General features: G+C 62.1%; 15 protein-coding genes. 11 read left to right on the forward strand and 4 right to left on the reverse strand.

The genetic code is table 11. From position 1 onward, the window contains the following. Positions 1-43 precede the first annotated feature (43 nt). Positions 44-4897: an NAD-glutamate dehydrogenase gene (locus ACR65K_RS03185; protein WP_440151304.1), complete on the forward strand. Its 4854-nt coding sequence runs from the start codon at positions 44-46 to the stop codon at positions 4895-4897. A 27-nt stretch (positions 4898-4924) separates the two neighbouring features. After that, the gene (locus tag ACR65K_RS03190) at positions 4925-6391 is read left to right on the forward strand and encodes a sensor histidine kinase (protein WP_440151305.1); all 1467 of its coding nucleotides are present in this window, start codon (positions 4925-4927) and stop codon (positions 6389-6391) included. A 144-nt stretch (positions 6392-6535) separates the two neighbouring features. Here the strand turns inward: ACR65K_RS03190 and ACR65K_RS03195 are convergent, their stop codons facing one another. Further along, positions 6536-6784, reverse strand: a complete 249-nt coding sequence (locus ACR65K_RS03195; protein WP_015937605.1) for a WhiB family transcriptional regulator — start codon at positions 6782-6784, stop codon at positions 6536-6538. A 230-nt stretch (positions 6785-7014) separates the two neighbouring features. Between ACR65K_RS03195 and ACR65K_RS03200 the strand changes: the two genes are divergently transcribed. Beyond that, a complete protein-coding gene (locus ACR65K_RS03200; RefSeq protein ID WP_440151306.1) occupies positions 7015-7506 on the forward strand; it encodes a hypothetical protein in 492 nt (163 codons plus the stop codon). 55 nt (positions 7507-7561) lie between these two features. Here the strand turns inward: ACR65K_RS03200 and ACR65K_RS03205 are convergent, their stop codons facing one another. Next, on the reverse strand, positions 7562-11647 hold the full coding sequence (locus tag ACR65K_RS03205) for an FtsK/SpoIIIE domain-containing protein (RefSeq protein ID WP_440151307.1): 4086 nt from the start codon (positions 11645-11647) through the stop codon (positions 7562-7564). Between the two features lie 217 nt (positions 11648-11864). Here ACR65K_RS03205 and glf point away from each other — a divergent pair, with 217 nt between their 5' ends. The 6 genes from glf to ACR65K_RS03235 are packed head-to-tail and all read left to right on the forward strand — an operon-like array spanning position 11865 to position 20638. Continuing rightward, entirely contained in the window at positions 11865-13052 is a 1188-nt protein-coding gene (glf, locus tag ACR65K_RS03210; protein WP_440151308.1) for a UDP-galactopyranose mutase, read from the forward strand. Next, positions 13049-15040 carry a glycosyltransferase gene (locus ACR65K_RS03215; RefSeq protein ID WP_440151309.1) on the forward strand — a complete coding sequence of 664 codons (1992 nt, stop codon included), beginning with the start codon at positions 13049-13051 and terminating at the stop codon, positions 15038-15040. The genes glf and ACR65K_RS03215 overlap by 4 nt, the downstream gene beginning before the upstream one ends. Further along, a complete protein-coding gene (locus ACR65K_RS03220) occupies positions 15041-15910 on the forward strand; it encodes an ABC transporter permease (protein WP_056334871.1) in 870 nt (289 codons plus the stop codon). Between the two features lies 1 nt (position 15911). Continuing rightward, positions 15912-16664 carry an ABC transporter ATP-binding protein gene (locus tag ACR65K_RS03225; RefSeq protein WP_056334874.1) on the forward strand — a complete coding sequence of 251 codons (753 nt, stop codon included), beginning with the start codon at positions 15912-15914 and terminating at the stop codon, positions 16662-16664. A gap of 25 nt (positions 16665-16689) precedes the next feature. Further along, positions 16690-18729, forward strand: coding sequence for a DUF6541 family protein (locus ACR65K_RS03230; protein WP_440151310.1), 2040 nt, complete (start codon positions 16690-16692; stop codon positions 18727-18729). A gap of 4 nt (positions 18730-18733) precedes the next feature. After that, a complete protein-coding gene (locus ACR65K_RS03235) occupies positions 18734-20638 on the forward strand; it encodes a DUF6541 family protein (RefSeq protein WP_440151311.1) in 1905 nt (634 codons plus the stop codon). Between the two features lie 265 nt (positions 20639-20903). On the opposite strand, the gene ACR65K_RS03240 is transcribed toward ACR65K_RS03235, so the two are convergent. Beyond that, the gene (locus ACR65K_RS03240) at positions 20904-22154 is read right to left on the reverse strand and encodes a polysaccharide biosynthesis protein (RefSeq protein WP_440151312.1); all 1251 of its coding nucleotides are present in this window, start codon (positions 22152-22154) and stop codon (positions 20904-20906) included. Positions 22155-22252: 98 nt separating this feature from the next. Here ACR65K_RS03240 and ACR65K_RS03245 point away from each other — a divergent pair, with 98 nt between their 5' ends. Further along, positions 22253-23179 carry a glycosyltransferase family 2 protein gene (locus ACR65K_RS03245; protein ID WP_440151313.1) on the forward strand — a complete coding sequence of 309 codons (927 nt, stop codon included), beginning with the start codon at positions 22253-22255 and terminating at the stop codon, positions 23177-23179. Between the two features lie 131 nt (positions 23180-23310). Here ACR65K_RS03245 and ACR65K_RS03250 read toward each other — a convergent pair whose 3' ends face one another. Next, complete coding sequence (locus ACR65K_RS03250) at positions 23311-24231, reverse strand: glycosyltransferase (RefSeq protein ID WP_440151314.1); 921 nt, start codon at positions 24229-24231, stop codon at positions 23311-23313. A 128-nt stretch (positions 24232-24359) separates the two neighbouring features. On the opposite strand from ACR65K_RS03250, the gene ACR65K_RS03255 reads away from it, so the two are divergent. After that, positions 24360-25244 (forward strand): glycosyltransferase family 2 protein, encoded by an 885-nt coding sequence (locus tag ACR65K_RS03255; protein WP_440151315.1) that lies wholly within the window; start codon positions 24360-24362, stop codon positions 25242-25244. Positions 25245-25321: the final 77 nt, after the last annotated feature.

The following is a 25321-nucleotide window of genomic DNA, read 5'->3' on the forward strand; positions in this document are numbered from 1 at the left end:
AGCTGCAAAGGTGCGGCGAATATCTCTGATGGAGGCGTTGTTGATGTCGTCTGGATCCAGTGTGGAGGACCAGCCCCTTTCCATTGAAGGCCTTGAAGGTTTCATGGGGGACTACTACCAGCACCTGGCTGAGGAGGATGCCCGAAGCTACTCCCGGGACGTATTGGAGTCCCGGGCCGGTGAGCACAGGCGGACAGCGTCCGTACGGCAGCCCGGGCAGGCAAAGATCTCGATCGTGGACGAAGAGGACAGCAGCGTCATTTTCGTCGTCACCGACGACATGCCGTTCCTTGTCGACTCCGTGAATGCAGAACTTGTCCGGCAGCACGCCGCCATCAAGCTTGTGGTGCACCCTCTTTTCGTAGCAACCCGGAACCGGGAAACAGGCGAACTGGTCAAGGTCAACAGGGTCCCCGCGCACTTGGGCATTTCAAGCGGCGACACGGCGGCAATGCCAAACCTTTCCCATCTCATTGCCCAGGGCGAAAACGCCTCGCACATGGAGTCGTGGATCGCCGTCGAAATCCAACGCGTCCCGGACGACGTCAAAGTGTCGCTGCTTGAGGGACTTACCCGCGTCCTGAAAGACGTGCGGGCAGCCGTCGAGGACTGGCCCAAGATGCGCCAAAAGGCCCGAGAAATTGCGGAAAGCCTGGACCAGGTGGCCCATCCGGCGCAGATTGCCGAACTGCGGCAGGCCAAGGACCTGCTGCGGTGGCTCGACGACGGGAACTTCACGTTCCTGGGCTACCGCGAATACGACCTGCTCAACGTTGACGGCGAAGACGTCCTCGAACTGCGCGAAGACAGCGGTCTCGGGCTTTTGCGCGCCGCCGCCGACTCCCCCCACATCCAGCACCTCACCGACACCGGCCGGAAAAAGGCGCGGGAAAAGCGCGCTCTTGTCATCACCAAGGCCAACTCACGGTCCACGGTGCACCGCTCGGCCTACCTGGACTACATCGGCGTCAAAAGCTTCGACGCCGCGGGTAATGTCAACGGTGAGCGCCGCTTCATTGGACTCTTTGCCACCAGTGCCTACGCCGGCTCCGTCCTGGATATTCCCATCGTCCGCGAGAAGGTGGACGCCGTGCTGCAGAGCGCAGGGTTTCCGCCGGACTCGCACTCGGGCAAGGATCTCCTGGGAATCCTGGAGACCTACCCCCGTGACGAGCTCTTCCAGATCGAAATTCCCGACCTCGCCGCCACCGCGCTGGGAATCCAGAAGCTGCAGGAACGGCGGCGCACGCGCCTGTTCCTGAGGCCGGACATCTACGGCCGGTTCATGTCCGCCGTCGTCTACCTGCCCCGCGACCGCTACACCACCAACGTCAGGCTGCGGATCGAACAGGAACTGAGGGAAACGTTCCAGGCGGTCTCAATCGACTACGAAGCCCGCATGACGGAGTCGGCGCTCGCCCGGCTGTTCTTCCGCATCCGGCTGCCCAAGGACGCCGACGTCAGCCATGTCAACACCGACGAGCTGGAAAAGCGGCTGGTCCGGGCCGCACGGTCATGGAGTGAAGGTATTGCCCAAGTCCTGCGGGAAGGGCGGGATCCCGCCGAAGCAAAGGAACTGGCCGCTACCTGGGCCGAGGCGTTCCCTGCCAGCTACCGGGTGGACTACGAAGTAGAGGACGCGCTTGAGGATATAGCGCGTTTTGAAAAGTACGGGGCCGCCGCCGAGCGGAAGACCGGGGAGCGGCAGGACCGTCCCGGTGTGCACGTGTACCTTCCGGAAGGCGCCGGCGCTACCCTCGAAGAGGATGCCCGGGTCAAGCTCTACATGCTGGAGCCCAAGAGCCTGAGCCAGATTTTGCCGTATTTCCATAACCTCGGACTCGAGGTCCTGGATGAACGGCCCTTTGAAATCGAAACAGCAGACCGCCGCGACTTCTTCCTTTACGATCTTGGACTGAAGTACCCGGCCGGGGTGGACCCCGTCTCCACGGGAGAGCTCCTTGCCGAATCCTTCGGCGCGGCTGTCACGGGCGCTGCAGAATCGGACAGCTTTGACCGGCTGGTGCTGAGGGAGGGCCTGCAGTGGCGGCAGATCACTGTCCTGCGAGCCTACGCGCGCTACATGCGCCAGATGGGCAACAGCAGCTCGTTCGGCTTCATGGCGGACACGCTCCTCGCAAACGCCGACGTGACACGAGGTCTCACGGCACTCTTTGCCGCCCGCTTTGATCCGGCCCTGAGCGATGAAGACCGGTCCGAGGCCCAGGAGTCCGTGCGCCAGGAGCTGGCAGCGTCCATCGAGAAGGTGGCAACGCTGGATGCCGACCGCGTGCTGCGCACCTTCGTCAACCTCATTGAGGCCACCCTTCGCACCAACTTCTACCAGGACAAGCCGCACCTGAGCTTCAAGCTGAACCCCGCGCAGATCGAAGGCCTCCCCTTCCCGCGGCCCATGTTCGAAATCTGGGTCTACTCCCCGCGCGTTGAGGGTGTGCACCTCCGGTTTGGCAAGGTGGCCCGTGGCGGGCTGCGCTGGTCCGACCGGCGGGAGGATTTCCGGACAGAGGTCCTGGGCCTGGTAAAGGCGCAGACGGTCAAGAACGCCGTCATCGTGCCCACCGGCGCCAAGGGCGGGTTCTTCGCCAAGCAGCTTCCCGATCCCTCCATGGACCGCGCGGCCTGGATGGCTGAAGGCGTGGAAAGTTACAAGACATTCATTCGCGGACTGCTGGACCTTACTGACAACCTCCTCACTGAAGGCGACGGCGAGCGGCTTGTGCCGCCGTCGAACGTTGTCAGGCATGACGACGACGACTCCTACCTTGTGGTCGCGGCGGACAAGGGAACGGCTACTTTTTCCGACATTGCCAACGGCCTCTCCGCGGAGTACGGCTTCTGGCTTGGTGACGCCTTCGCCTCCGGCGGCTCCGTGGGTTACGACCACAAGGCCATGGGCATCACGGCACGCGGAGCCTGGGAATCCGTCAAGCGCCACTTCAGTGAACTGGACCTGGATACCCAGACCGAGCCGTTCACCGTGGTGGGCGTGGGGGACATGTCCGGCGACGTATTCGGCAACGGGATGCTCCTGTCCCGGCACATCCGGCTGCTCGCAGCATTCGACCACCGGCACATCTTCCTGGACCCCAACCCCGACGAGGAATCCTCGTTTGCGGAGCGGCAGAGACTGTTCGAGCTGCCCAGGTCTTCCTGGGACGATTACGACAAGTCCCTGATCAGCGAAGGCGGCGGAGTCTTCGTCCGGCAGGCAAAATCCATCCCGGTGTCCACCCAGGTGCAGGCCGCACTGGGGCTCCCGGCGGAGACTACTGAACTCAGCCCTCCGGATCTGCTGCGTGCCATCCTGCTGGCACCTGCAGACCTGCTCTACAACGGCGGGATCGGGACCTACGTCAAGGCGAGCTCCGAGTCCAACGCGTCCGTGGGCGACAAGGCCAACGACGCGATCCGCGTCAACGGCCGGGACCTGCGCGTCAAGGTGGTGGGCGAGGGCGGAAACCTGGGCATGACCCAGCGCGGCCGCATCGAGGCAGCTTTGCAGGGCGTCATTCTCAATACCGACGCCATCGACAACTCCGCCGGCGTCGACTGCTCCGACCACGAAGTGAACATCAAGATCTTCGTTGACCGGATGGTCGCTGCGGGCAAGCTGCCCGCTGAGGATCGGGCTGACTTCCTCGCCTCCATGACCGATGAGGTGGGGCGGCTGGTCCTCGAAGACAACATCGACCAGAACATCCTGCTGCTCAACGACCGGACCCGGGTGGCGGAGTGGAGCCCGAGCTACGAGCGGCTCATGGACTGGCTGGAGAAGAGCGCCGATTTGAACCGGGACCTGGAGGCGTTGCCCACCACGGCGATGCTGCGGGACCGGCTGCAGCAGGGGCAGGGTCTGACGTCACCGGAGCTTTCGGTGCTGGCCGCCTATGCCAAGATCGAGCTGGCAACGGCGCTGCGCGACAGCGACCTTGCCGATGACCCATGGTTCCGGCAGACGCTCCGTTCATACTTCCCGCACCAGCTGCGCGAACGCTTTGACGCGGAGCTGGACACCCACCCGCTGCGCCGCGAGATCATCGCCACGGTGGTGGCGAACGACATGATCAACCTTGGGGGGATCACCTTCGCCTTCCGGGTCATGGAGGAGACGTCGGCCAGCGAGGTGGCCGTCGCCAAGGCGTTCGTGGCCCTGCGCGAGGTATATGAACTGGACGCGATGGTGGGCGAGTTGAACAGCCTGCCTGCCTCGTTCCCCACGGAGCACTGGAGCACGGTCCACCTGGACATCCGCCGGCTTTTGGACCGGGCCGTCCGCTGGTTGCTGAGCCAGGAGAGCGTTTCACGTCCCATCGCCGATGTGGTGGCCGAGTTCAAGCCGCTCATGGATCCGATGCGGGCCCGGCTGCTGGACTACCTGCGCGGCGACGACCGGGAACGGGTGGCGGAGTGGCTGGCGAAGGGCCGCGAGTGGCAACTCCCCGAAGGCCTTGCCCTGCGCTGGGCCGAGTTGTTCGAAAGCTTTGTCCTGCTGGACATTGCCAAGATTGCCCGGACCCGGAAAGACCCGGTGGAGCAGATAGCCGCGGTCTACTACACGGTGTTCAACCGTTTCCACGCCGACTCGCTGTTGGAGCGGATCAGCAGCCTGCCGCGCCAGGACCGGTGGCAGGCACTGGCCCGGGCTGCCTTGCGCGACGATCTGTACTCGACCGTGTCGGACATGACGACGGCGGTGCTGGACGCTACGGCCGCCGCCGACTCGCCGGATGCACGGCTCAAGGACTGGGAAGCACAAAATGCCGAGCAGTTGGGCAGGGCAAAGAGCATGTTCGACGAGGTGAACGCACTGGAGGCCGACGACATGGCCTCACTGTCGGTAGCATTGAGGCTCTTGAGGTCAATCGTCCGACGCTAGCAATCCGGCGTCGCAAATGGAGGTGCAGTGGCAATCTTTACGGACCCCATCAGGGAACATGCTGATTTCGGGCCGGGCGATGCCGAATGGCTGCACCTCCTGGTGGGGGACTGGCAGATGGTCGCGGACCTGGCGTTCGCCGACCTGGCGCTCTGGTTCCCCCACCCGGAGCTTGGCTATATCGCACTGGCCCACGTCCGGCCTTCCACCACGCACACCGCGTTCCACAGCGACTTTGTGGGAGAGGGAATCCGCTCCGACCTGCAGCCGCTCGTGGAAAAGGCATGGAACTCGCGGTCCATCGAGCGGTCCAGTGAGACGAACTGGAACAGCGAGATGGCGTTGCGGGTGGAGGCGGTTCCCATGGTCCGCAATGGCCGGACCCTTGCGGTGGTCACCACCCACATGGACCTCTCCAGCTCCCGGATGCCGTCGCGGCTGGAGTTGACCTACCGCCAGTGCGCCTATGACCTCCTGCGGATGGGCACGTTGGGGTTGTGGCCGGACTTCGCCTCACCCACCGGGTCCCGCCGCGGTGCCCCCCGTGTGGGCGACGGCCTGATCAGGCTGGATGCCGATGGCGTGGTGCAGTATGCCAGTCCCAATGGGGTTTCGGCCTTCCGGCGACTGGGTGACGGCGAATCCCTGGAAGGCCGCTCCCTGGCCGAGGTGACCGCCGGCCTGCTCAAGGACCGGCGCATGGTCGATGAGACCCTGCCGCTCGTGGTCACCGGACGCATGCCATGGCGCAGCGAGATCGAGTCCCGCGGGGTCAGCCTGTCCCTGCGGGCCATACCGCTGCGGGACGAGCAGCAGCGGTTCGGGGCCCTGGTTCTTTGCCGCGACGTCTCCGAGCTTCGCCGGCGCGAGATGGAACTGGTGACCAAGGACGCCACCATCCGGGAGATCCACCACCGGGTCAAGAACAATCTCCAGACCGTAGCTGCCCTCCTGCGGATGCAGTCCAGGCGCATGGTCAGCGACGAAGCGAAGCAGGGCCTGGAGCAGGCGATGCGGCGTGTGGCCACGATCGCGCTGGTCCACGAAACCTTGTCTCAGGGCCTAACGCAGAGCGTTGATTTCGACGAACTGATCGGGCGCCAGTTCCGGCTTTCTGCCGAAGTGGCTTCCCCCTCCCAGCAAGTCAGGACGGAACGCTCCGGTACATTCGGCGAGCTGCCCAGTGATCTCGCCACCCCGCTGGCCCTCGTCATTAATGAACTGGTCACCAACGCGGTGGAGCATGGACTTGAGGGGCGGGCGGGAACAGTCTGGCTTGTTGCCGACCGGTCTGAGGGGGATGACGGCGAAGAGCTGACAGTGACCATCGCCGACGACGGAGTGGGGCTTCCACATACTCCGCACGTTGAGGGCCTCGGGCTTCAGATTGTGCGGACACTCGTCACCAGCGAGTTGGGCGGGACCATCACTTGGGAGCGCCGCGATGGCGGCGGGACCGACGTTAAGATCCGGCTCAGCCTGGCGGGGAAGTAGGCGGTACCGGTTGGGCCTGAGGGCCGGCCGGCCTGGGGAGTACAACAAGCAGAGGCCCCTGGACGATCCAACGTGGATCGTCCAGGGGCCTCTGTCATGGGGTTGCTTGGACCCGGGCGTGCGGCCGGGCGGTGCGGGGCCTATCTAGGAGGCGCGGCGTGCCCGGGCGGCGCGCCGCTTGAGTGCGCGGCGCTCGTCTTCGCTCATGCCGCCCCAGACGCCGGCATCCTGGCCGGACTCAAGGGCCCACTGCAGGCAGGTGTCCACTACGGGGCACCGGCGGCAGACACTCTTGGCTTCCTCGATCTGCAGGAGGGCCGGTCCCGTATTCCCGACGGGGAAGAACAGTTCCGGGTCCTTCTCGAGGCACGCTGCGCGGTTACGCCAATCCATGCTGATCAGTTGCTCCATTTCTGGGAAAAGCCCTTTGTGAAATTATTCACTAGTGGCTACAAAGGAAAAGGGCCCTCTGGGCCCCCTTGGTCATCTTCATCAAGCCTGTCATGTTAACGCGGTGTAAACAAGGGGTAATAACGCTTGATATCCGTCGAAACCTGAGCGATGCATCACAGTGGCAGCTCCCGCCCTCACCAGTGTCCGACTATGTCGGGTAGGGTGCCAGTGTGTCAAGACCCCCGGTAAACCCAGCAGGTGCCCCAGCTTCTCCTGACGAGCCCCGGAACGGTCCTGGAGAACGTTCCCCTGACGGAGGCTCGGAGACCGTTCCGGCGGCGGCCAAGGTGGTGGCGCTTATCGCTGCTGCGGAGGCGGCTGCCCTCCTGGTTGCGGCCGGCTGGTACGCCTATGAGCTGCTCAGCGGGAGCCCCGTGCTGTCGTTCTGGGGTGCCGTCTTCACCTTGGGCCTCCTGCTGGCGTTTTCCGCCTGGCTGTTTGCAGTGTCAGTCTTTCTCTACCGGGGCTATCGATGGACCCGGGCGGCTGCGCTGGTGGCCCAGTTATTCGTTGTGACCGTGGGAGTACCTCCCATCACCAGCGGACTGATGCTTGCCGGGCTTGCCATGGTGGTCCCCGCCGTCATTGCCATTGTTCTCCTGTTCTCCAACAGGGTGATCAACCATGCCTCGCGGACAGGAAGTGCACCCCCTGCTCTTTGACCTGCCCGATGCCTTGCCGGCCAGCCCGTGTACGTTCGACGCGGTCGAGGCGTGCTTACACTGAGGCCCCCGACCACGCCACCTGAAGGGGACAGGAGCGCCCGCCTGAGATGAGGACGCCACGTCCCGGCGGGGGTTGGGCCTCAACGTCAAACCTGACCCCAAACAGGTCGCCGTCAGCCATTGAACGTGGACCCAGCAGAAGCCCGGCTCCGGCAGCCCGTGCGTTCATGACCAGCGGAACGCGCTGGAAGAGCAACGGGCTGTAAGCAGCGGTGACCACCAGGGAATGGCCCAAGGCGTTCAACTGCTCCAGAGCGTTCAGCGCAGGCGGGGCAAGCTGGTCGACGTCGTCCACCAGCAGCACGGTCTTCGGCGGCAGTCTGCCGCCCTCCGCCTGCACCAGCAGGTCCTTCCAAAAATCTCCCGTGGCCTCTGCCGGCATGGGAGAGGTGCACCACTGTTGCGCCGGGTTGAGTGCCGCCAGTGCGAGCAGGGTATTGCTTTTGCCGCTTCCCGGGTTGCCAAGAATTACGGCGACGCCGCGGCCGGGCAACCGCAGGGACGCTGGAGCGGGCTCATCGCCGGCAACTCCCAGGAAGTCGTCGCTCTGCCAGCGGTGCGGTTCCGGGATTTCGGAACGCCCTGCCCCATCCGCTCCATCCTTCCCGGGAAAGCGTTGCACCGCCGGGTGCCGCAGCCCTGCCTCCTCCATGAACGCTGCCACCTGCCCCACGGTGATTTTCGCGGGGAGCGGTTCAACACGGAAGGGCGGCGATGCGGCCGGTGGATATTGGGACCCGCTTCCAGCTGCGGCAGGGCGCCGGATCGGGTTGCGGTAGAACTGGCAAGCAATCGGGCCGCCACCCGCCACAGGACCGAAGGCTGCCGCCCTGCCGCGTACGGCGGGCATGGCAGGCACCCGGGGCCACATCGCCCGGCTTTCCTCACTGGAACCGGCGGGAAAGAAGAATCGGTTGGGAATGGCGCCAAAGAACCTGGCCGTTACAAGCTCGCGCTCCCCATGGACCACAACCGTAATACCTGCCCTGGCGCCGTCCCTGACGAGGTCCTGAACCAGATCCTCCGCCCAGGCCAGCGGTCCGGACCGGAAAGCCGACACCCAGGAGCCCCAGCCGACGATCACGAGAATGAGTGGTACCTGCCCGGAGGCGGGCTGGCCCAGCCGCTGCCCCAGATCACGGACAAGCCGCTCCAGAATACGGACTCCGCGACGGAGGTCGTGGAGTCCGGCATGCGCGCCCACCCGGGCCTCACCTGCAACCGGGCAAAAACTCCCGGCGGAGTCCAGGAAATAGAAGTGGGCCTGGTCGGGGCCGGCCATCAGTTTAAGGACGGCCACTTCCAGGGCCGATCCGGCTCCGGATGCGGGGCTGCCAATGAATGCTGCGTGGCCGTGGCTGGCAGGGCTCCAAACAAGGGGCTCAAGCTTTTGTTTCTCGGGCACGTCCATCAGGCCAAGACGCACCTGCCCCGCCGGCGTTTCGGGTTCCAGGGACAGGGGCGGCGGGCCTCCTGAATTCATGGTTTGCCCGTCCCGTGAGGGCTCTTCCAGTGCATCCGGCAGGGGAGGAGCCACGGGCCTTCTCGGCACGGCCTGTTGCTGCGCAGTGCACAGGCTTTTCACCAGTGCAGCCAGCGGTTCCACTGCCTGCGCAGGGGTGGGTATGGAGGCCCGGCCACCGCCGGGGCCGCCTCCCTGGCGGGCAAGGTAATCCGTTGTCCGGTGGACGGTAACGGCGATTGGCTGTATGCCTCCGGCAGCGGACGACAGGGACGCCGTCTGGAACTCGCCGGCCGCTTCCGTTCCGCGTGCCAGGAAGGCGCGGCCGGGAGTAGCAACACTGATGGCCGCGGCGTCTTTGGAGTTGACGATGTCCACGGATTCCATGTCGGACTGCACTCGGAGGGCGATGCTTGAAGTGACGTTTGCGCGGATGTCAGCTGTTAAAGCTCCCTGCGGTCTCTGCGTGGCCATGATCAAGTGGATGCCCAGCGACCTGCCGATTGACGCTATCCGCAGCAGCTCGCGGAGAACTTCCGGCGCATCGTCAACCAGCATCCTGAACTCATCAATGACGATGACCAAGTGGGGGAGTACGAAATCTCTGGCCGCCGCAGTGGAGCGGTATGTGGAGAGATCAGGGACACGGGCCGCGGCGAGGCACCGCTCCCGGAGCCGTACTTCTGCCCGAAGCGACCTCAGTGTTCGATCCAGTTCGTCGGCGGCAAGGTCTGTTTGCAGTCCCACGCAATGAACCAGGCTGCTCAGCGGATCAAGACCTGAACCGCCCTTGAAGTCGATGAAGTAGAAGTTGACCCGGTCCGGCGGGTAGGTCAGGGCGAGCGCGAGGGCCAGGCTCCGGAGCAGTTCCGACTTCCCTGAGCCTGTTGTGCCCGCCACCAGCAGATGGGGGCCGTCGGCGAGTAGGTCCAGGACCTTCGTTCCGGAGGTGCTCACCCCCACGGGTACGGGCAGCCCCTCAATCCTGGCGCTGGAGTTCCAGCGCTCAGCGGTGGCGGCGGGCGTCAGGGGCAGGACTTCGTCCAGGCTGCATGCAGCGGGAAGGCCGCTTCGCTGTTCTTTGTCCTGGTGCCGGCAGCCTGCCAGGCGTCGGCAGAAAGCGGTGAACACCTCGGCCGGCACCAGGTCCGGGACAAACACAATCTCCCGGTGGTTCTGCACCAGCGTTGACCTGCGCTCGGACAGGAAGATATCCGGTGCGGGTGATTCCCTGTCCTCAGGCAGGAAATGAAGAACCTGCCACCCCCTCTGCAGCGCTGCTTCACGCACCGCCTGTTCAGCCGCAGCTGCGGCGCTGTCCCCCCGAATCAACAGGACGCCGCGCTCGCAGCCCTGTTGATGGCAGCTGTTCAGGACATGAAGGACGGCATTCAGCGTGGCAGCCAGCGTCACTTTGGGTAAATACCGGGCTGCGAGGGGAAGGGCTCCCGGCGGGCCATAGACGAGGACCTGCACATTGCCCGAGCGCGGGTAGCCCGCCAGTTGCATGAGACAGCAACGGAGGCTGCCATCGATGGCAAAGCTGGGGCCGCCGATTATGGTGAGCGCGCGGGCAGGGTCGAGCACGACAGGGACGGTTCCCGCCGTTGGGACTGTCCCGGCCGGGCCAGCCGGTTCCACTTTGATATTGGCTGGCTGTTCTCCCTGGCCCAGCCGCAACCATACTTCCTGGCCCGGGGAGCCCGCACTCGGCATCCCTTTGGCCTTCTGGGCTGCCAAGGCGACGATGGACAGCGGAGGGGCGCACCGCCGTCGGCGTTCCCTGTCGTCCGCAACAGCTGAGGCCACAGCGGCTGACAGTGCCCGCCTCTGCCGCCGCCCGCTGGCAGCGGGCACCAGGGCCGCAAATACCGAAGCCGCGGAAAAGGCAAGGAACATCCACGTTCCTGTGAGAACGGCCAGCAGCACTCCCAGGGCCAGTGGGAGGACTGCGGTCAGAAGGATCAGCGTTCGACTTCCTGCGTCAGGACGACCGGGAACCACGATCGGTTCAGCCACCGGCTTTCCGGCATCCGCCAGGACTTTCCCCGGCACATCTGCAAATACCAGAGACAGGTTTGACTGACCGCATCTTATGGTCGAGTCCGTCGAAACGATGGCGCTCCGTATCTTTTCACCGTCCACGTACGTGCCGTTGGCACTGTCCAGGTCAACCAACATGATTTTCGTGTCAGTAACAACAAGACGCGCATGTTCGCGGGACAGCTCCGGGTCGGAGATGACAATCCGCGTGCCGCTTCGGCCGATGGTGTAAGTGCCACGCCGTAACGGCACGACAGTTCCCGCTGCTGCCCCGCTGTCGATGGCGAGGACCAGGGGAGGGGACGCATCAGCACTGGGCTGGCGCCGCAGCCGTCGGCCCGAAGGGGCGGTGCCGCCGTCGACGAGGATCGCCGCCTCCACGAGCGGCGGCACGCCGAGGACCAGAGACCGCAGATCCTTCCCATCCACCGTGACCGCGCCCACGTCGAACTTCTGGACCAACTGCTCATGAATGACGTGGCCCGCCGCGCCGGCGGGTGCATCAATGGACAGCTCCACGGGCGGCTGGGGACGTGACCCGGGGCCGCCAACCAGCGTGCAATTAAGCGTCATGACTTGTCGATTCCTTCGTGCATGTAGCTACACGCTAGACACCGGACGCAACGCTTGGCGTTGGCTTCTACGCCTATGTGGATAACGGCTGACGCCAGCCTGTGGGCCGGGTCACAGGGGGCATGCGGATTCGACGGGTCGTACGCTCCCTCGGGTAGGGTAGAGCAGCAGACAAATGCGTAACATTGCGCTGCCCGCATTCGAACCAGGAGATTTTGTGACCGCTGACCTCGTCATCGTAGGGTCTGGCTTTTTCGGCCTGACAATCGCAGAACAGGCCGCCACTGAGCTCGGCTTGAAGGTCGTCGTCATCGACCGGCGCCACCACATCGGGGGCAACGCCTACAGCGAAAGGGAAGAGCAGACCGGGATCGAGATCCACCGGTACGGTGCCCACCTTTTCCATACCTCGAATGAGAGGGTGTGGGAGTACGTCAACAGGTTCACCACTTTCACGAACTATGTGCATAAGGTTTATGGCGTCCATAAGGGCGAGGTCTATTCGCTGCCGATTAACCTTGCCACCATCAACCAGTTCTTCCGGGCGAACCTCACACCTGGCCAGGCCAGGGAGCTCATCCAGGAGCAGGCGGGGGAACTGGCGGGAACGGACCCCCAGAACCTGAACGACAAGGGCATCCAGCTGATTGGCCGGCCACTGTACGAGGCTTTTATCAAGCACTACACCGGCAAGCAGTGGCAGACGGATCCCAAGGACCTGCCGGCCGGCATCATCTCCAGGCTTCCCGTGCGTTACAACTATGACAACCGGTACTTTAATGACAAGTACGAGGGCCTGCCCACCGACGGCTATACCGCGTGGATCGAAAAGATGGCGGAGCACCCGAATATCGAGGTCCGCCTGAATACAGACTTCTTTGACGAATCGCACGAGTACAGCAAGAACAAAGTTGTGGGCAACATTCCCGTGGTCTACACGGGGCCCGTGGACCGGTACTTCGATTACACGGAGGGCGACCTTTCCTGGCGCACCATCGACTTTGAGGAAGAAGTCCTGGACATGGAGGACTTCCAGGGCACCTCTGTCGTCAACTACAACGACGACGACGTCCCCTACACCCGTGTCATCGAACCGCGCCACTTCCACCCTGAGCGCGACTACCAGACCGAAAAGACGGTCATTATGCGCGAATTCTCACGCTTCGCGGAAAAGGGCGATGAACCTTACTACCCGGTTAACACCTCGACGGACCGGGAGCGGCTGCTCAAATACCGCGACCTCGCCGCGGCCGAAAAAGACGTTCTGTTCGGCGGCCGGTTGGGCACCTACAAGTACCTGGACATGCACATGGCGATCGGATCCGCGCTGAGCATGTTCGATAACAAGATCAAGCCGCATTTTGAAAGCGGAGTAAAGCTGGAAAGTGGAGGCGTGGACGCATGACTGCACCTGAAGAGTCATCCTCATGGAGCGCTCTTCAGAGAGTGATCCTCCCGTCCCCCGACCAGACGGACACCATCCCGCTGTACGTGGATGCAGGTCCCGCAAGCGGCATCCGTCTGCGTGAGAATGACGAGCTCGCCCGTACGCCGAAGCTGCCTGAAGAAAAGCTCCAGATGTTCAGTTCCGGAAGCCGCCAAGCACGGTTTGAGGATCTGCTTTCAAGGCAGTCCATGCGTGTTCGGTCCGGTGAACAGATTTCCTTCGGAACATACTTCAATGCGTTTCCGGCCAGCTATTGGCGGCGCTGGACCTCAGTGCGTGACATCCGGCTTGTGGTCAAGACGTCAGGGACCGGCGCCGTCACCGTCTACAAGTCGAATGCCCGCGGCTCAGTGCAGCGGGTCGATGGTCAGCACGTCGATGGAGAAGCAACCTCCGTCTTCGAACTCTCACTCAAGCCCTTCGGTGACGGTGGGTGGTACTGGTTCGATCTTGCGGCCAGTTCCACGGACCTGGTCCTGCAAAGCGGTCAGTGGGAGACCTTTGAGGCGCCCCGTGGCAGTGGCCAGGTGACATTGGAAATCACCACAATGAACAAGCCTGACTTTTGCCTGAATAATGCTCGAATCCTCGCGGAAAATCCGGAGGCCCTTGCAAACGTCAAGGAAATCCTGATCGTGGACCAGGGCACCAGCAAGGTGGAGGACCAGGAAGGATTTACCGAGGTTGAAACTTCCCTGGGAGGCAGGCTGCGCATCATTAACCAGCCGAATCTCGGCGGTTCGGGCGGTTTCGCGCGTGGCATGTACGAGTCTGTGGAGAACGGCAGCGACTACGTCCTGCTCCTTGACGACGACATTCTCATGGAGCCCGAAAGCATCGGCCGAATGCTGACCTTCGCCGACCGGTGCCGCACTCCCGCGATCATCGGCGGGCATATGTTCGACCTCTACAACCGCAGCGTGCTGCATACCTTCGGAGAGGTCGTGGACCCGTTCCGCATCGTGCCCGCACAGCCGCATGCGGACATGGAGCTCCGCCACGACTTCGGCGTCGCCAACCTTCGGCAGACAGCGTGGCTGCACCGGCGAGTGGATGTCGATTACAACGGCTGGTGGATGTGCTTGATCCCTACAAAAGTGATCAAGGAAATCGGTCTGTCTCTGCCGCTCTTCATTAAGTGGGATGACGCCGAATATGGCCTTCGCGCCAAGGAAGCCGGCTACCCTACGGTTTCCCTTCCCGGTGCGGCTGTTTGGCACGTCTCGTGGGCAGACAAGGATGACATGGTCGGCTGGCAAGCCTACTTCCACGAACGCAACCGACTGGTCACAACCCTGATCCATAGTCCTTACCCAAAGGGCGGCCGCGTTCTTCGTGAATCAGTGCAGGCGGACGTAAAGCACCTCGTGTCAATGCAGTACTTCACGCAGCATGGCAGGATTGAAGCGCTCCGGGACATTTTCAAGGGACCCGCGGAACTGCACGGGGCGCTTGCTTCGAAGCTGCCGGAAATCAATGCGCTGAAAGCCCGCTACTCCGACGCCCAGCTCAAGGAAAATGTCGATGACTTTCCGGCTCCCAAGTTGGGCCGGGGCCCCATGAGCGGGGCTCCTATCGGCATGCCCGCCAAGAAGGAGCTGGTGTCGTGGGGGATCAAGACAGTGTCCCGGCAATTGGTTAAGAGCCCGGCACCGGAGAACGCAGAGCGGCCCCAAGGCTTCCTGGCACACCGCGACAACCGCTGGTTCAGGCTTGCCCACTACGACAGTGTCATCGTCTCGAATGCTGAGGGGACCGGTGCGTCCTGGTACAAACGGGACCCCAAGAAACTCAAGTCCATGTTGGCGGAGGCCAGTCGACTGCATTTGCGGCTGTTCCGCGATTGGGACAAGCTGGCTGAGCAGTACCGGACCGCCGTCCCGGAAATCACCTCAATCGAGGCCTGGAAGAAGACCTTTGGCCTGGATGTCAGGAACGGAAACTAGATGGCCGGGATGGGTGACGGGTTCGTCAGGCCCGGAAGTGGCCGCGGCCTGCTGGATGTATACGGTGACCGCTTCCTGTTGAAGCTGCTGGTGCGCAAGGAGATCAAGATCCGCTACCGCGGGTCGGTACTTGGGCTGCTGTGGTCGTATGTAAAGCCGCTCATGCAGTTCTTGATCTACTTCATCGCGCTTGGCATCTTCCTCAATCTCGAGCACGGAACGCCCAATTATGCGATTTACCTGTTCGCCGGCATAGTTCTCGTCAACTTCTTTACCGAGGCTTTGTCCAACTCGACGCGGTCCATCGTCGACAACCGGGACCTCATCAGGAAGATCTATCTGCCGAGGGAGCTTTTCCCCGTCGCAACCGTTTGGGTCTCTGCGGCCCATTTCCTGCCGCAATTGATCGTGCTGATTGCTGCGTGTCTCATCGTGGGCTGGGCTCCGTCAGTGCTGCAGCTGGCCGCAGTTGTTCTGATCTTCATCATGGTTTCCGTGCTCGCCACTGGGCTGGGGCTGATGTTTGGTGCCGTCAACGTTTACTTCCGCGACTCGGAGAACATCGTTGACATGATCGTCATGGTGGTCACTTGGGCATCACCGGTGTTGTATGTCTGGTCGATGGTGGAGCGTGTGATGGGGCCCTGGTACTGGGTATACCAGCTGAACCCCATGACAACTGCCGTTGAGGTATTCCACTGGGCTTTTTGGGAGCCCACGCTCAAGGCCGACCAGGTTGTCAGCGGCACGCTTCCCCCTGATCTGTTTACCCTCTGGCTGCCGGTGTCGATGCTCGTGACCCTAGGGGTGCTTTTCCTGGGGCAGTTGACGTTCCGCCGGCTTTCCGTCCACTTTGCCCAGGAGCTCTGAGATGACTTCGCTCAGCCCCGTCGCCATCAGTTGTGTTGGCGTCCGTAAGCAATTCGTCCTGCGGCATACCCGCTCCCTCAAAGAGGCTTTGGTGTGGCTCGTGAAGGGCCGGAAAGGCGACCTGTCCAAAAAATTCCTGGCACTGAATGACGTGTCCCTTGAAGTGCGAAAAGGTGAAACCGTCGCACTCCTTGGGCTCAACGGCTCAGGCAAGTCCACACTGCTTAAACTGATCTCCGGGGTACTGCAGCCAGACGGCGGCAGCGTTCGAACCCGTGGAAGGGTAGCCGGGCTCATCGAAGTAGGAGCCGGCTTCCACCACGACCTCAGCGGCCGGGACAACGTCTACCTCAATGGTGCCATTCTGGGCATGTCCGAGAAGCAGATAGACGACATGTTTGACTCGATCGTGGAATTCTCCGAAATTGGAGAATTCATCGACACCGAGGTCAAATTCTACTCATCGGGTATGTACTTGCGGCTGGCCTTTTCCATCGCAGTCCATACCGATCCCGAAGTCTTCCTGATCGATGAAATTCTCGCCGTTGGTGATGAGCCGTTCCAGCGGAAGTGCATCGCCAAGATCAAAGAACTGGCTGAGAAGGGCAAGACCCTCTTCGTTGTGAGCCATGATCTCGACCTGGTGGCCACGATTTGTGAGCGCGGAGTCCTGCTCGAGCACGGCAAGGTGGTCATGGACGGCGAAGTGCACGAGGTCGTTGGGGAACTCCGCGGCCGGAGCCTGGAAGCATGACCCCATTCATGTGTGAGGAAGCCATATGTTGACGTGGCTTCCCGCAGTCCCGTCGCTCCTTGTTGCCTTCGCCATTGTTTTTGTCCCGGGTGCTCTCCTCGGATGGGGACTTCGGCTTCGGGGGATTACGCTCTATGCGTTGGCACCGCTGTTCACGACTACGATAGTGGCCGTCGGTCCTATCCTTTTCCAGTTGCTTGGCCTTCGTTGGGACAAGAACGGCTTCATGATCACCGCACTGGTCTCCGCCGCTGCGGCGGCAGTGGTGGGCCGACTGGTCGGGAGCACGCCGTCAGACTTTCGCGGCGGCTACCAGAGGCGCATACGAACAGACATTATCGGTCTGGGTTTGGGAGCAGTCGTGGCTGCCATCCAATTCATGCGCATGTTTGGACAACCACAACATATCTCGCAGACTGCGGACAACATCTTCCACTTGAACGCCATCCGCTACATCGTGGAGACAGGCTCCGGCTCGTCCTTGCAGTTGGGTGGAATGACGGGAATTCCTTTCTACCCCGCAGCCTGGCACACACTGGGTGCCTTGATTGTTGAATTTGCTGGCGTATCCGTCCCGGTTGCAGTCTCCTCCCTATGCATTGTCACGGCGGCAGCAGTCTGGCCCGCAGCCGTACTCCTCCTTGCCAGACAGGTGTGCCCCAGATCGCCGAGGGTCGGTGTCCTGGCCGGCCTGGTCGCTGCCTCCTTCCCCGCCCAGCCGATTCTTCTGGCCATGTGGGGTGTTTTGTACCCCAATCTCTACTCAACAGCCTTGTTGCCGCTCGTCCTTGCCCTGCTCGTGCGGATGCTCGGTTTCTCGTCGGACCGCAAGGGCCAATTTGAGGGAATTGCTCTCCTCTGCCTCATCGTCGGTGCACCCGGCATCGCGCTGGCTCATCCCGGTGCCGTTATGGCACTGATCGCCATGGGTTGGCCGCTGGTGATCATGGCACATCGACGTGCGGCCCAACGCTTTCTGGCCCGGATGCCCGAGCGGCGTGCGAGGGCCATCGTCGTGGTGGTCCTGGTTTTGGCCGGCGCGGCTACCGTTGCCTTATGGGGCGCGCTTCGGCCAGAGGCCGTGGACTCCATCGGCCCCCCCGTTCAATCCCTGGCACAGGCTCTGGGGCAAATATTTCTCGGGGCACCGATGGGAGGTGCTGTCGGATTATTCATCGCGGCGGGCCTTCTTGGTGGGCTTGTTATCGTGACAAGGGTGGCCAGGCTGCGTTGGCTCCTGGCCTTGTTTGGGATAACAGCGTTCCTGTTTATCGCTGTTTCCTCTTTTGATCGCGTGCCGTTCCGCGAGTACATCACAGGCGTTTGGTACAACGATGCGTTCCGCGTTGCAGCTCTCTTGCCTGTCGTCATGGCGCCGATTGTTCTCGTTGGATTCGACTGGTTCCTGGTGCGCGCAATGCGGTTGGTGGGTAAGGCCATGCACGGGGGACCAGCCGAACGCCGACTCCTGCGCGTTGCAGCACTGGCTGGCCGTCTTCAGTCCCCGCGGATGTCCCTCCAGTCCGTAGTTTTGATCGTTTTCGTATTCCTCTTCGCTGCCGAGAGCCAGCTGGGAAATATGAGGATGGCCGTATGGGATGCACAGAACGGATATAACCAGACCAACCAGTCCGAGCTCCTAAGTACCGACGAAGAACGCCTGCTCATGCGCGTTGCTGCGCACGTTCCGAAAGACGCCGTGATTGCGGCTAATCCATGGACAGGAGCTTCACTCGTCTACGCCTACACGGGTCGACGCACGCCAGAACTGCACACGTTGTCCACGGTGAACGACGACATGAGGACGGTAGACGCAAAGCTGCGTGAAGCCCGACGGGATCCACAGGTCTGCGGAGCAGTTGACCGCCTCAACGTGGGATACGTGCTCGATTTTGGAACCAGGGAGTTCCGTAATTTCAGGCACGAGAACTATGACGGTCTTCTGGGACTGGACAGAGCGGGCGTTGCGCACGTCATTGATCAGGAAGGCGGCGCGCGTCTACTGAAGCTTGACGTCTGCGGCGGCGCCGATTCGGCAATGGCGAAAAAAGAACAGGGGCAGTGAGAAAGTGGAGTGGTTGTCCGCTTCGGCGGCTGCATTAGCGGCTCTTGCCGTGCTATTTCTTCCGGGGCTCGTGATGGGCTGGACATGGAAGGTTCGCGGGCTAGGGCTGCTGGTGGCTGCTCCTTTGCTGAGCGTGTCCGTCGTCGCAGTTTCAGCGGTGGCGCTCGGTCTTTGTGGAATTCCGTGGGGTGGCCCCCAATTTTTCGGCTCCGCGCTGATTGCCTGCGTCATCGTGAGTGTTGCCCGTGTCCTGGTGCCGTCCGGTGCACTCAAGGTCCAGGGAAACTGGCCGCGACATTCAACAGCCGGTATCGGACTAGGCGCCCTCCTGGTTGCTGCCACGCTGGTGGCAGCCTGGGGACATCCCGGAGCGTTTTCCCAGACAATTGACGATGTATTTCACCTGAATGCCCTGACATGGATAAAGGAAACAGGGTCAGCTTCCAGTCTCACGCTGGGGCAGTTGAACGGATCCGCCTTCTATCCAGCGGCTTGGCACGGCGTCGTCAGTCTCACCATGGCACTCAGCGGCCAGGCTGCGCCGATTGCCATCTTTGCCGTGTCCGCCGTTATCGCCACGGCAATTTGGGTGCCAGGCTGCATATATCTCTGCCGCCATCTGCTCGGGGCATCCGGTCTTCTTCCTGTGGTCTCTGGTGTGGCTTCCGGTGCCTTCGCTGCCTTTCCGCTGCTCCTTTTGGATTTTGGCGTGTTGTACCCGAACCATCTGGCAGTAGCCATGCTGCCAGGGGCGCTGGGCCTCATGGTTCAACTGCTCCGGGTCTCCGCAGTTCCTGACTTGGTTCCCTCCTCGGCAGCCCTGTTGCTCTGCCTTGGCCTACCGGGACTGGCTCTCGCCCATCCGAGCGCGCTGCATTCCCTCGTTGCTTTCACATGGCCGGTGTTCCTGGTATTCCTGTGGAGGAAATGGATTGACGCGGCAGGAATGCGCGGCCGCGGTTATCTGGTCGTTGGTGCCGGGGCTGCCATGGCGTTCACGCTGGTGCTCTGGAGGTTCGTTCGTCCGGATCCGTCGTCATACTGGAACCCCGTTGAGATGCGCGCGCAGGCCATTGGGGAAGCCATCATGGTGGCACCACTTGGACAGGCGTCCACACCAATCATCGCGGTGTTCATGCTGATGGGGCTTTTCTACCTCATTAGGACACCGGAAAGGCGCTGGGTAGCAGGTTTGTTTGCCGTTGGGGCATACCTGTTTGTCAATGTGGCATCGATCGATGCGCTTCCATTCCGGAGAACGGTTGCAGGCCCTTGGTACGCGGACCCGTACAGGCTGGCCGCCCTGCTCCCGCTTGCAGCAGTGCCGGTAGTTTCCTGGGCGATCATCGCGCTCACCAGCAGGCTGCAGCCGGCACTCGCGTGGAAGGGCAGACGCTTCCGCAGTGCTTCGGTTGCCGGGCTTCTTGTACTCGTCTTCCTGATAGGGCAGGCATCAAACATCCTGCATCAGGTTTACTCGGCCCAGGACAAGTACTCCCTCACGGAAGCGTCACCCCTCCTGAGCCGCGATGAAAAAGAGCTTTTGGACGAGCTGCCGTCTCTGGTTCCCGACGGCGAGGTCCTTGCGGGGAATCCTTGGACTGGGACCGCCCTCGCTTACACGTTCGGCGCACGGAAGACTCTGCAACTTCATATGTTGTCGGCTACCCCCGCCGACGTGGATATCGTCAACAGGAAGCTTGACGATGCGCGGTGGGACCCGAGAGTGTGCGGCGCCGTCAACAGGCTCGGCCTCCGGTATGTCCTGGACTTTGGCAAAGACGAAATCGGCGGCGGAAGCCACCCATATGACGGCCTTTTGGGGCTCGATACGAAGGGTGTTGCAGAAGTAGTGCGGCAGTCCGGAGGGGCACGGCTGCTGCGTGTTACGGCTTGTGCTGATTCGTAGGCTTCCTGCCCAGGGCGTTACCGGCCTGCCGACCGAGACAGGACCTGGGAAGCCCACGCTTCGGGTGCAGGGTGGAGAAAGCACGCGGATGCCAGCTTGTAAGGACAACCCCTGCAAGCCCGCGGCCGTCGCGCGGCCTCTTCGGTGCAGGACCAGAGTTCCCGATTAGCAGTGTGGACCGGCAGCGACGGCGCCCGTCAGGTCAGATGGTCGCAAGCGTCCACTGCGTGCAGTTGAGCACCGAAGGGAACGATTCGTGCATCCATCACGCCGCACTGGGTGTCGTGATCTTCTGCCGGCCCAGCTGCCGGCGCAGGGCATCAGCCTGGTAAGCCAGGACGACCAACTCGGAAACAACAACTGCCCATGCCACGGTCCAGGCGTCAAGGAAGTATGCGGCTGCGAGAATGAGAGGAACTCCCGCCAGAGCGCCGAGAACAGTGGAACTGGCCAGGGCCTTTGACTGATTCATGGCGACCAAGCAGGCCAGGCCGATGATCTGCGTGCAGGCCACGACCGTGAACATGAGGCCGAATGGCAGCGCTTGGGTCATAGTCAGCTTGAGTTCGCCGTGTGAGAGCATGGCGGCTATGGTCGGCGTGGCAACCGTAATCACTGCACCGCCCAAGAGCCCAATCAAAGGCCCAATAAATGCTGCCCGCCGGGCACGATGAGCGACGGTGTCCGGTCCTCCTTCAGGGACCCAGCCTTGAATAACCTGCAGCACAGGAGAGAAGGCTACGAGGCCGAACCTGAACAGCTTGTCTCCCATGGCGTACAGAGGGGTGGCGGAGGGCGCCAGCGCAGAGACAGCGAGGAGAGGCAAGGTGACGTAGAGGCTGGTTGTCCCAGCGGTAATCACGCCATGACGCTGCGGAGCCAGGCGCGCCAACGCTGCCCTTAGCCCCAAAGGGACTTTAGTGTTGGCGGGAAGTCCCCGGAGGATTACTGCGCTGGAGAGGAGCACCCCCACGGCAGTGAGGACAGCCAATGCAATGAGGAAATGGGCGAGCTCCCCGGTGATGTTGAGCACCAGGAAACCAACCAGGACCCCGGTCATCTGGGGGAGGGCATCCAGCAGAAAGAGCCGGGCGGGACGAGCTTCGCCGATGAAGTACCAGGTTGCCCCGAGGAAGGGTAGCAGATAGGCAACAGATCCCGCGACCACCACGCCGACGCCGGCGGGTGAAATCAAGAGCATCACTACGATCATTATTGGAAGCGTGAAGATGAACAGGTAGGCCCTGGATACCAGCGATTCCAGGTACATGGCCGGCCTTGCATCCCGCGGCATGCTGGCAACTGTCGCCGCGCCAGTGGTTCCCCAACCGAAGGCAACGAGAACGCCAAAAAGGATGGCACCTGTCTGGATAACGGCTAGGCTGCCCCATGCTTGGGCGCTGGTCCGGCCGATAATCAGGGGTACAGTAACCAGGCTCACAACAGTTGACGCCCCAACCGTTGCGGCGAAGCTGATCAGGCGTCGAATGTGGGTAGATCCTGCTCTGATGGACACGGGGCTCCTGTTCGAGGGGGACCTTACGATTCTAGGCGACGGGCTGAAGGGCTCAGTCCGATAGACTGCTGGGACTGGCCCCGCACTTAGGAGATGCATTGACGTTTGCGGCCGTTGTCGTTTCTTACAACCGAATCAACCTTTTAGAAAAGTGCCTTGTCGCGCTTGAGTCCCAGACCGAACCGCTGGATGAGATCATCGTGATCGAGAACGGTTCAACTGATGGGAGTGCGGACTACGTCCGAAAAAACCATCCGAACGTGACCCTCTTCGAGACCGGCAAGAATCTGGGCGGCGCAGGCGGTTTCGCTTGGGGCCTCGACATTGCCATGGCCAAAGGCCACGAGGCGGCCTGGCTGATGGATGACGACGCCGAACCGGAGCTGGATGCCTTCGCTCCCTTGAAGGCGGCGTTCCGGGGAATTGAACCCAGCCCCTCAGTTCTCGCTTCCTTGGTGACGCACGGACGCGATGTCTTTAACACCCGCAACCCCCCGGTCATCACAGCTGATGCCAAGCGGCATATGGATGCGAACGCCGCCGGCGGCGTGGCCATCGACACCGCCACCTTTGTTGGAGTGCTGGTTAACCTGGACCTCGCGAGGGAGACGCATCTTCCCTTCGTCGACTTCTTCATCTGGATCGACGATTCCGAGTACACGCACCGACTGTCCCGTATGGGGCTTGCCATGACCGTGCCTGCGAGCATGGTCAACCATCCCGTTGCCAAGGGAACGACGGCCGATATGGGGCCCCGTCTCTACTACCACATCCGCAACAGCCTGTGGTACCTGCGCGAGAAGGACACCGACCGGAACTCGAAGATCGTCAACCTGGGAGGGTTGGCTATCCAAACTCTGGAACAGGCCGGCAAGGCCGAGCACAAGCTCGGATGGGCATCAGCGGCGGCCCGCGGCTGGTTCCACGGAGCTGCCCGGAGGCCCAGGCGAATTGCGCCGGGTGGCTTGGTGAAGACCCTCTCGCGCGACAGCCGGGAAGCCCTTGGAATCCACGCGCTCGACTAAGCGCGGTCCTTAGCGCTGCCGCGAATGGTGCCCGTGGGCAGGTGGGCCCGGATTGTACGGATGAATAGCTATAGCTCCGCACAACCGGGCCTGTCTGCGCGGGACGAAGTCCGCCGGACTGCTCAGCGTTTTCAGGAGGGTGACAGATGATCCTGTATGTCGGCCGGGATCCGTCCCTGCCGGCCCAACAGGCCATCCCGGATCCCTAGAACAATGGCCTTGAGCAGGAGCATCCGGTTCGGCCCGTAAGTGATGCGTATCAGATGGAAGATGCTTTCAAGCGCCACACGCTTCAGGATCCACGCCGGCTGGCTTAACAGGTATGTTCGTGTCAATCGAACGCTGTTGCGGGCCATGTAGTAAACGCGGAACGGGGCGTGATAGTAGACATTAAGCTCACGTCCGGCGATCTTGACGCGAAGACCAAGCACTTTCATTGGGCGCGCTTGCCCAAGGGTGTGCGAGAGGTCACAGCCGTCGCCCGTGATCAGGCTATAGCCGTGCTGGCGCAGACGGGCTGTGAATTCTGAGTCGACCGCGTCGATAAAGAGCGACTCGTCGAGGAGGCCCACGTGATCCAGCGCGCTGGTGGAAATAAGCGTGCCTGACTGCATTGGGTCGAAGCCCTGCCCGAATTCATCATTGCCGGGAAGCATGTCTATGCGCGTCCCGTTATGCGTCTCTGGTGTGACTGCGCCCACTTTGATGCCAGCCCGCTTGGCGCGTTCCGCGGTCGTCTGCGCATTGGCGATGAAGCCGTCGCCGATCTCCGAATCCTGGTCGAGCGTTAACACCCAGGCGGGATCCCATAATGCCCGGGCATGCTGTATCCCAGCGTTGAGGGCGGCCGCAATTCCTTTGTTCTCCTCCAACCTTATGACCTGGGCCATGTCCTCCAGTAGTTCAAAGGTGGCCTCGTCTGGAGAGGGTGAGCCGTCGTCGACAACGACAACCTTGTCCACCTGCCGCCGGAGCCTCCGAACCCGCTCAATGACCTCAGGGGGAGGGTTGAAAAGTGACAGTACGGCGACGACGGAGTCCTGCTGCGACAATGAATTTCCTTCCGGGAGCCTGGAACTCTGGCTGTTCGCTTCAGTCTATCGAGGGATGCGGTCCCGCTCCGTCCGGTACCATGGTCAGGCGCCGTCTGGTGCAACAACGATGGTGGGAGGATCTCTCTATGGCCGTAGTCGACGTCATGCTGCCCTATTACGGGGACGTGGGACTTATGAAGAAAGCTGCCAACAGCGTCATGGCTCAGCAATTCCAGGACTGGCGGCTACGGGTCTTCGATGACGGCTATCCGAGCACGGAGCCAGAAGAGTTTTTCGCCGGCATTGATGATCCGCGGGTGTCCTACCAAAAAAACGGTGAAAATCTCGGTGCCAACGGAAACTACCGCAAGGCACTGGCGCAGGCCGACGCCCCAATTGTGGTCATTATGGGGGCAGACGACATCATGCTGCCGAACTACCTCGATGTCGTCGTTCGCTCTTTCGAGGCCCACCCTGAAGCTGCAATCGTCCAGCCGGGTGTTCAGGTCATCGATGAGAACGGTGCGGCCGTCAACCCGCTGGTTGACCGCGTGAAGAAGGCGTGCGCACCGCAGGCGACATCGCCACTGGTCCTCGCCAATGAGGACTTGGCTGCAAGCCTGCTGCGTGCCAACTGGACCTATTTTCCGTCTCTGGCATGGCGGTCTGAGGTTGTGCAGGAGATTGGGTTCACTGAGGGCCTGGATGTCGTCCAGGACCTGGCCATGCTCCTCGACGTCGCAGCCCGCGGAGGTGCGCTTGTCGTCGATCCGGAGCTCGCGTTCCTGTACCGTCGTCATTCCGCGTCCGACTCCTCGGTAAGGGCTCTTGACGGACGTCGGTTTGAAGAAGAGCGTCGCTTCTTTCAGGATCAGGCGGAACGATTCAGGGCCCGCGGCTGGTCCAAGGCTGCCCGCGCCGCCACTACCCACCTAATGAGCAGGCTCAACGCTGCATCCCTTGTGGGTAAGGGCATTGCGTCCGGCAATAGCACTGCGGTACAAAAGCTTCTCAAGCACGTTGTAGCTTGATCTTGTAGCAGCCAAGGATGTGGAGGGGTGGTGCCGGGAGGTACCGCCCCTCCACTTTTTCTTCGCGTGGCGGCTGG

The organism is Arthrobacter sp. SAFR-179 (genome assembly GCF_059414945.1).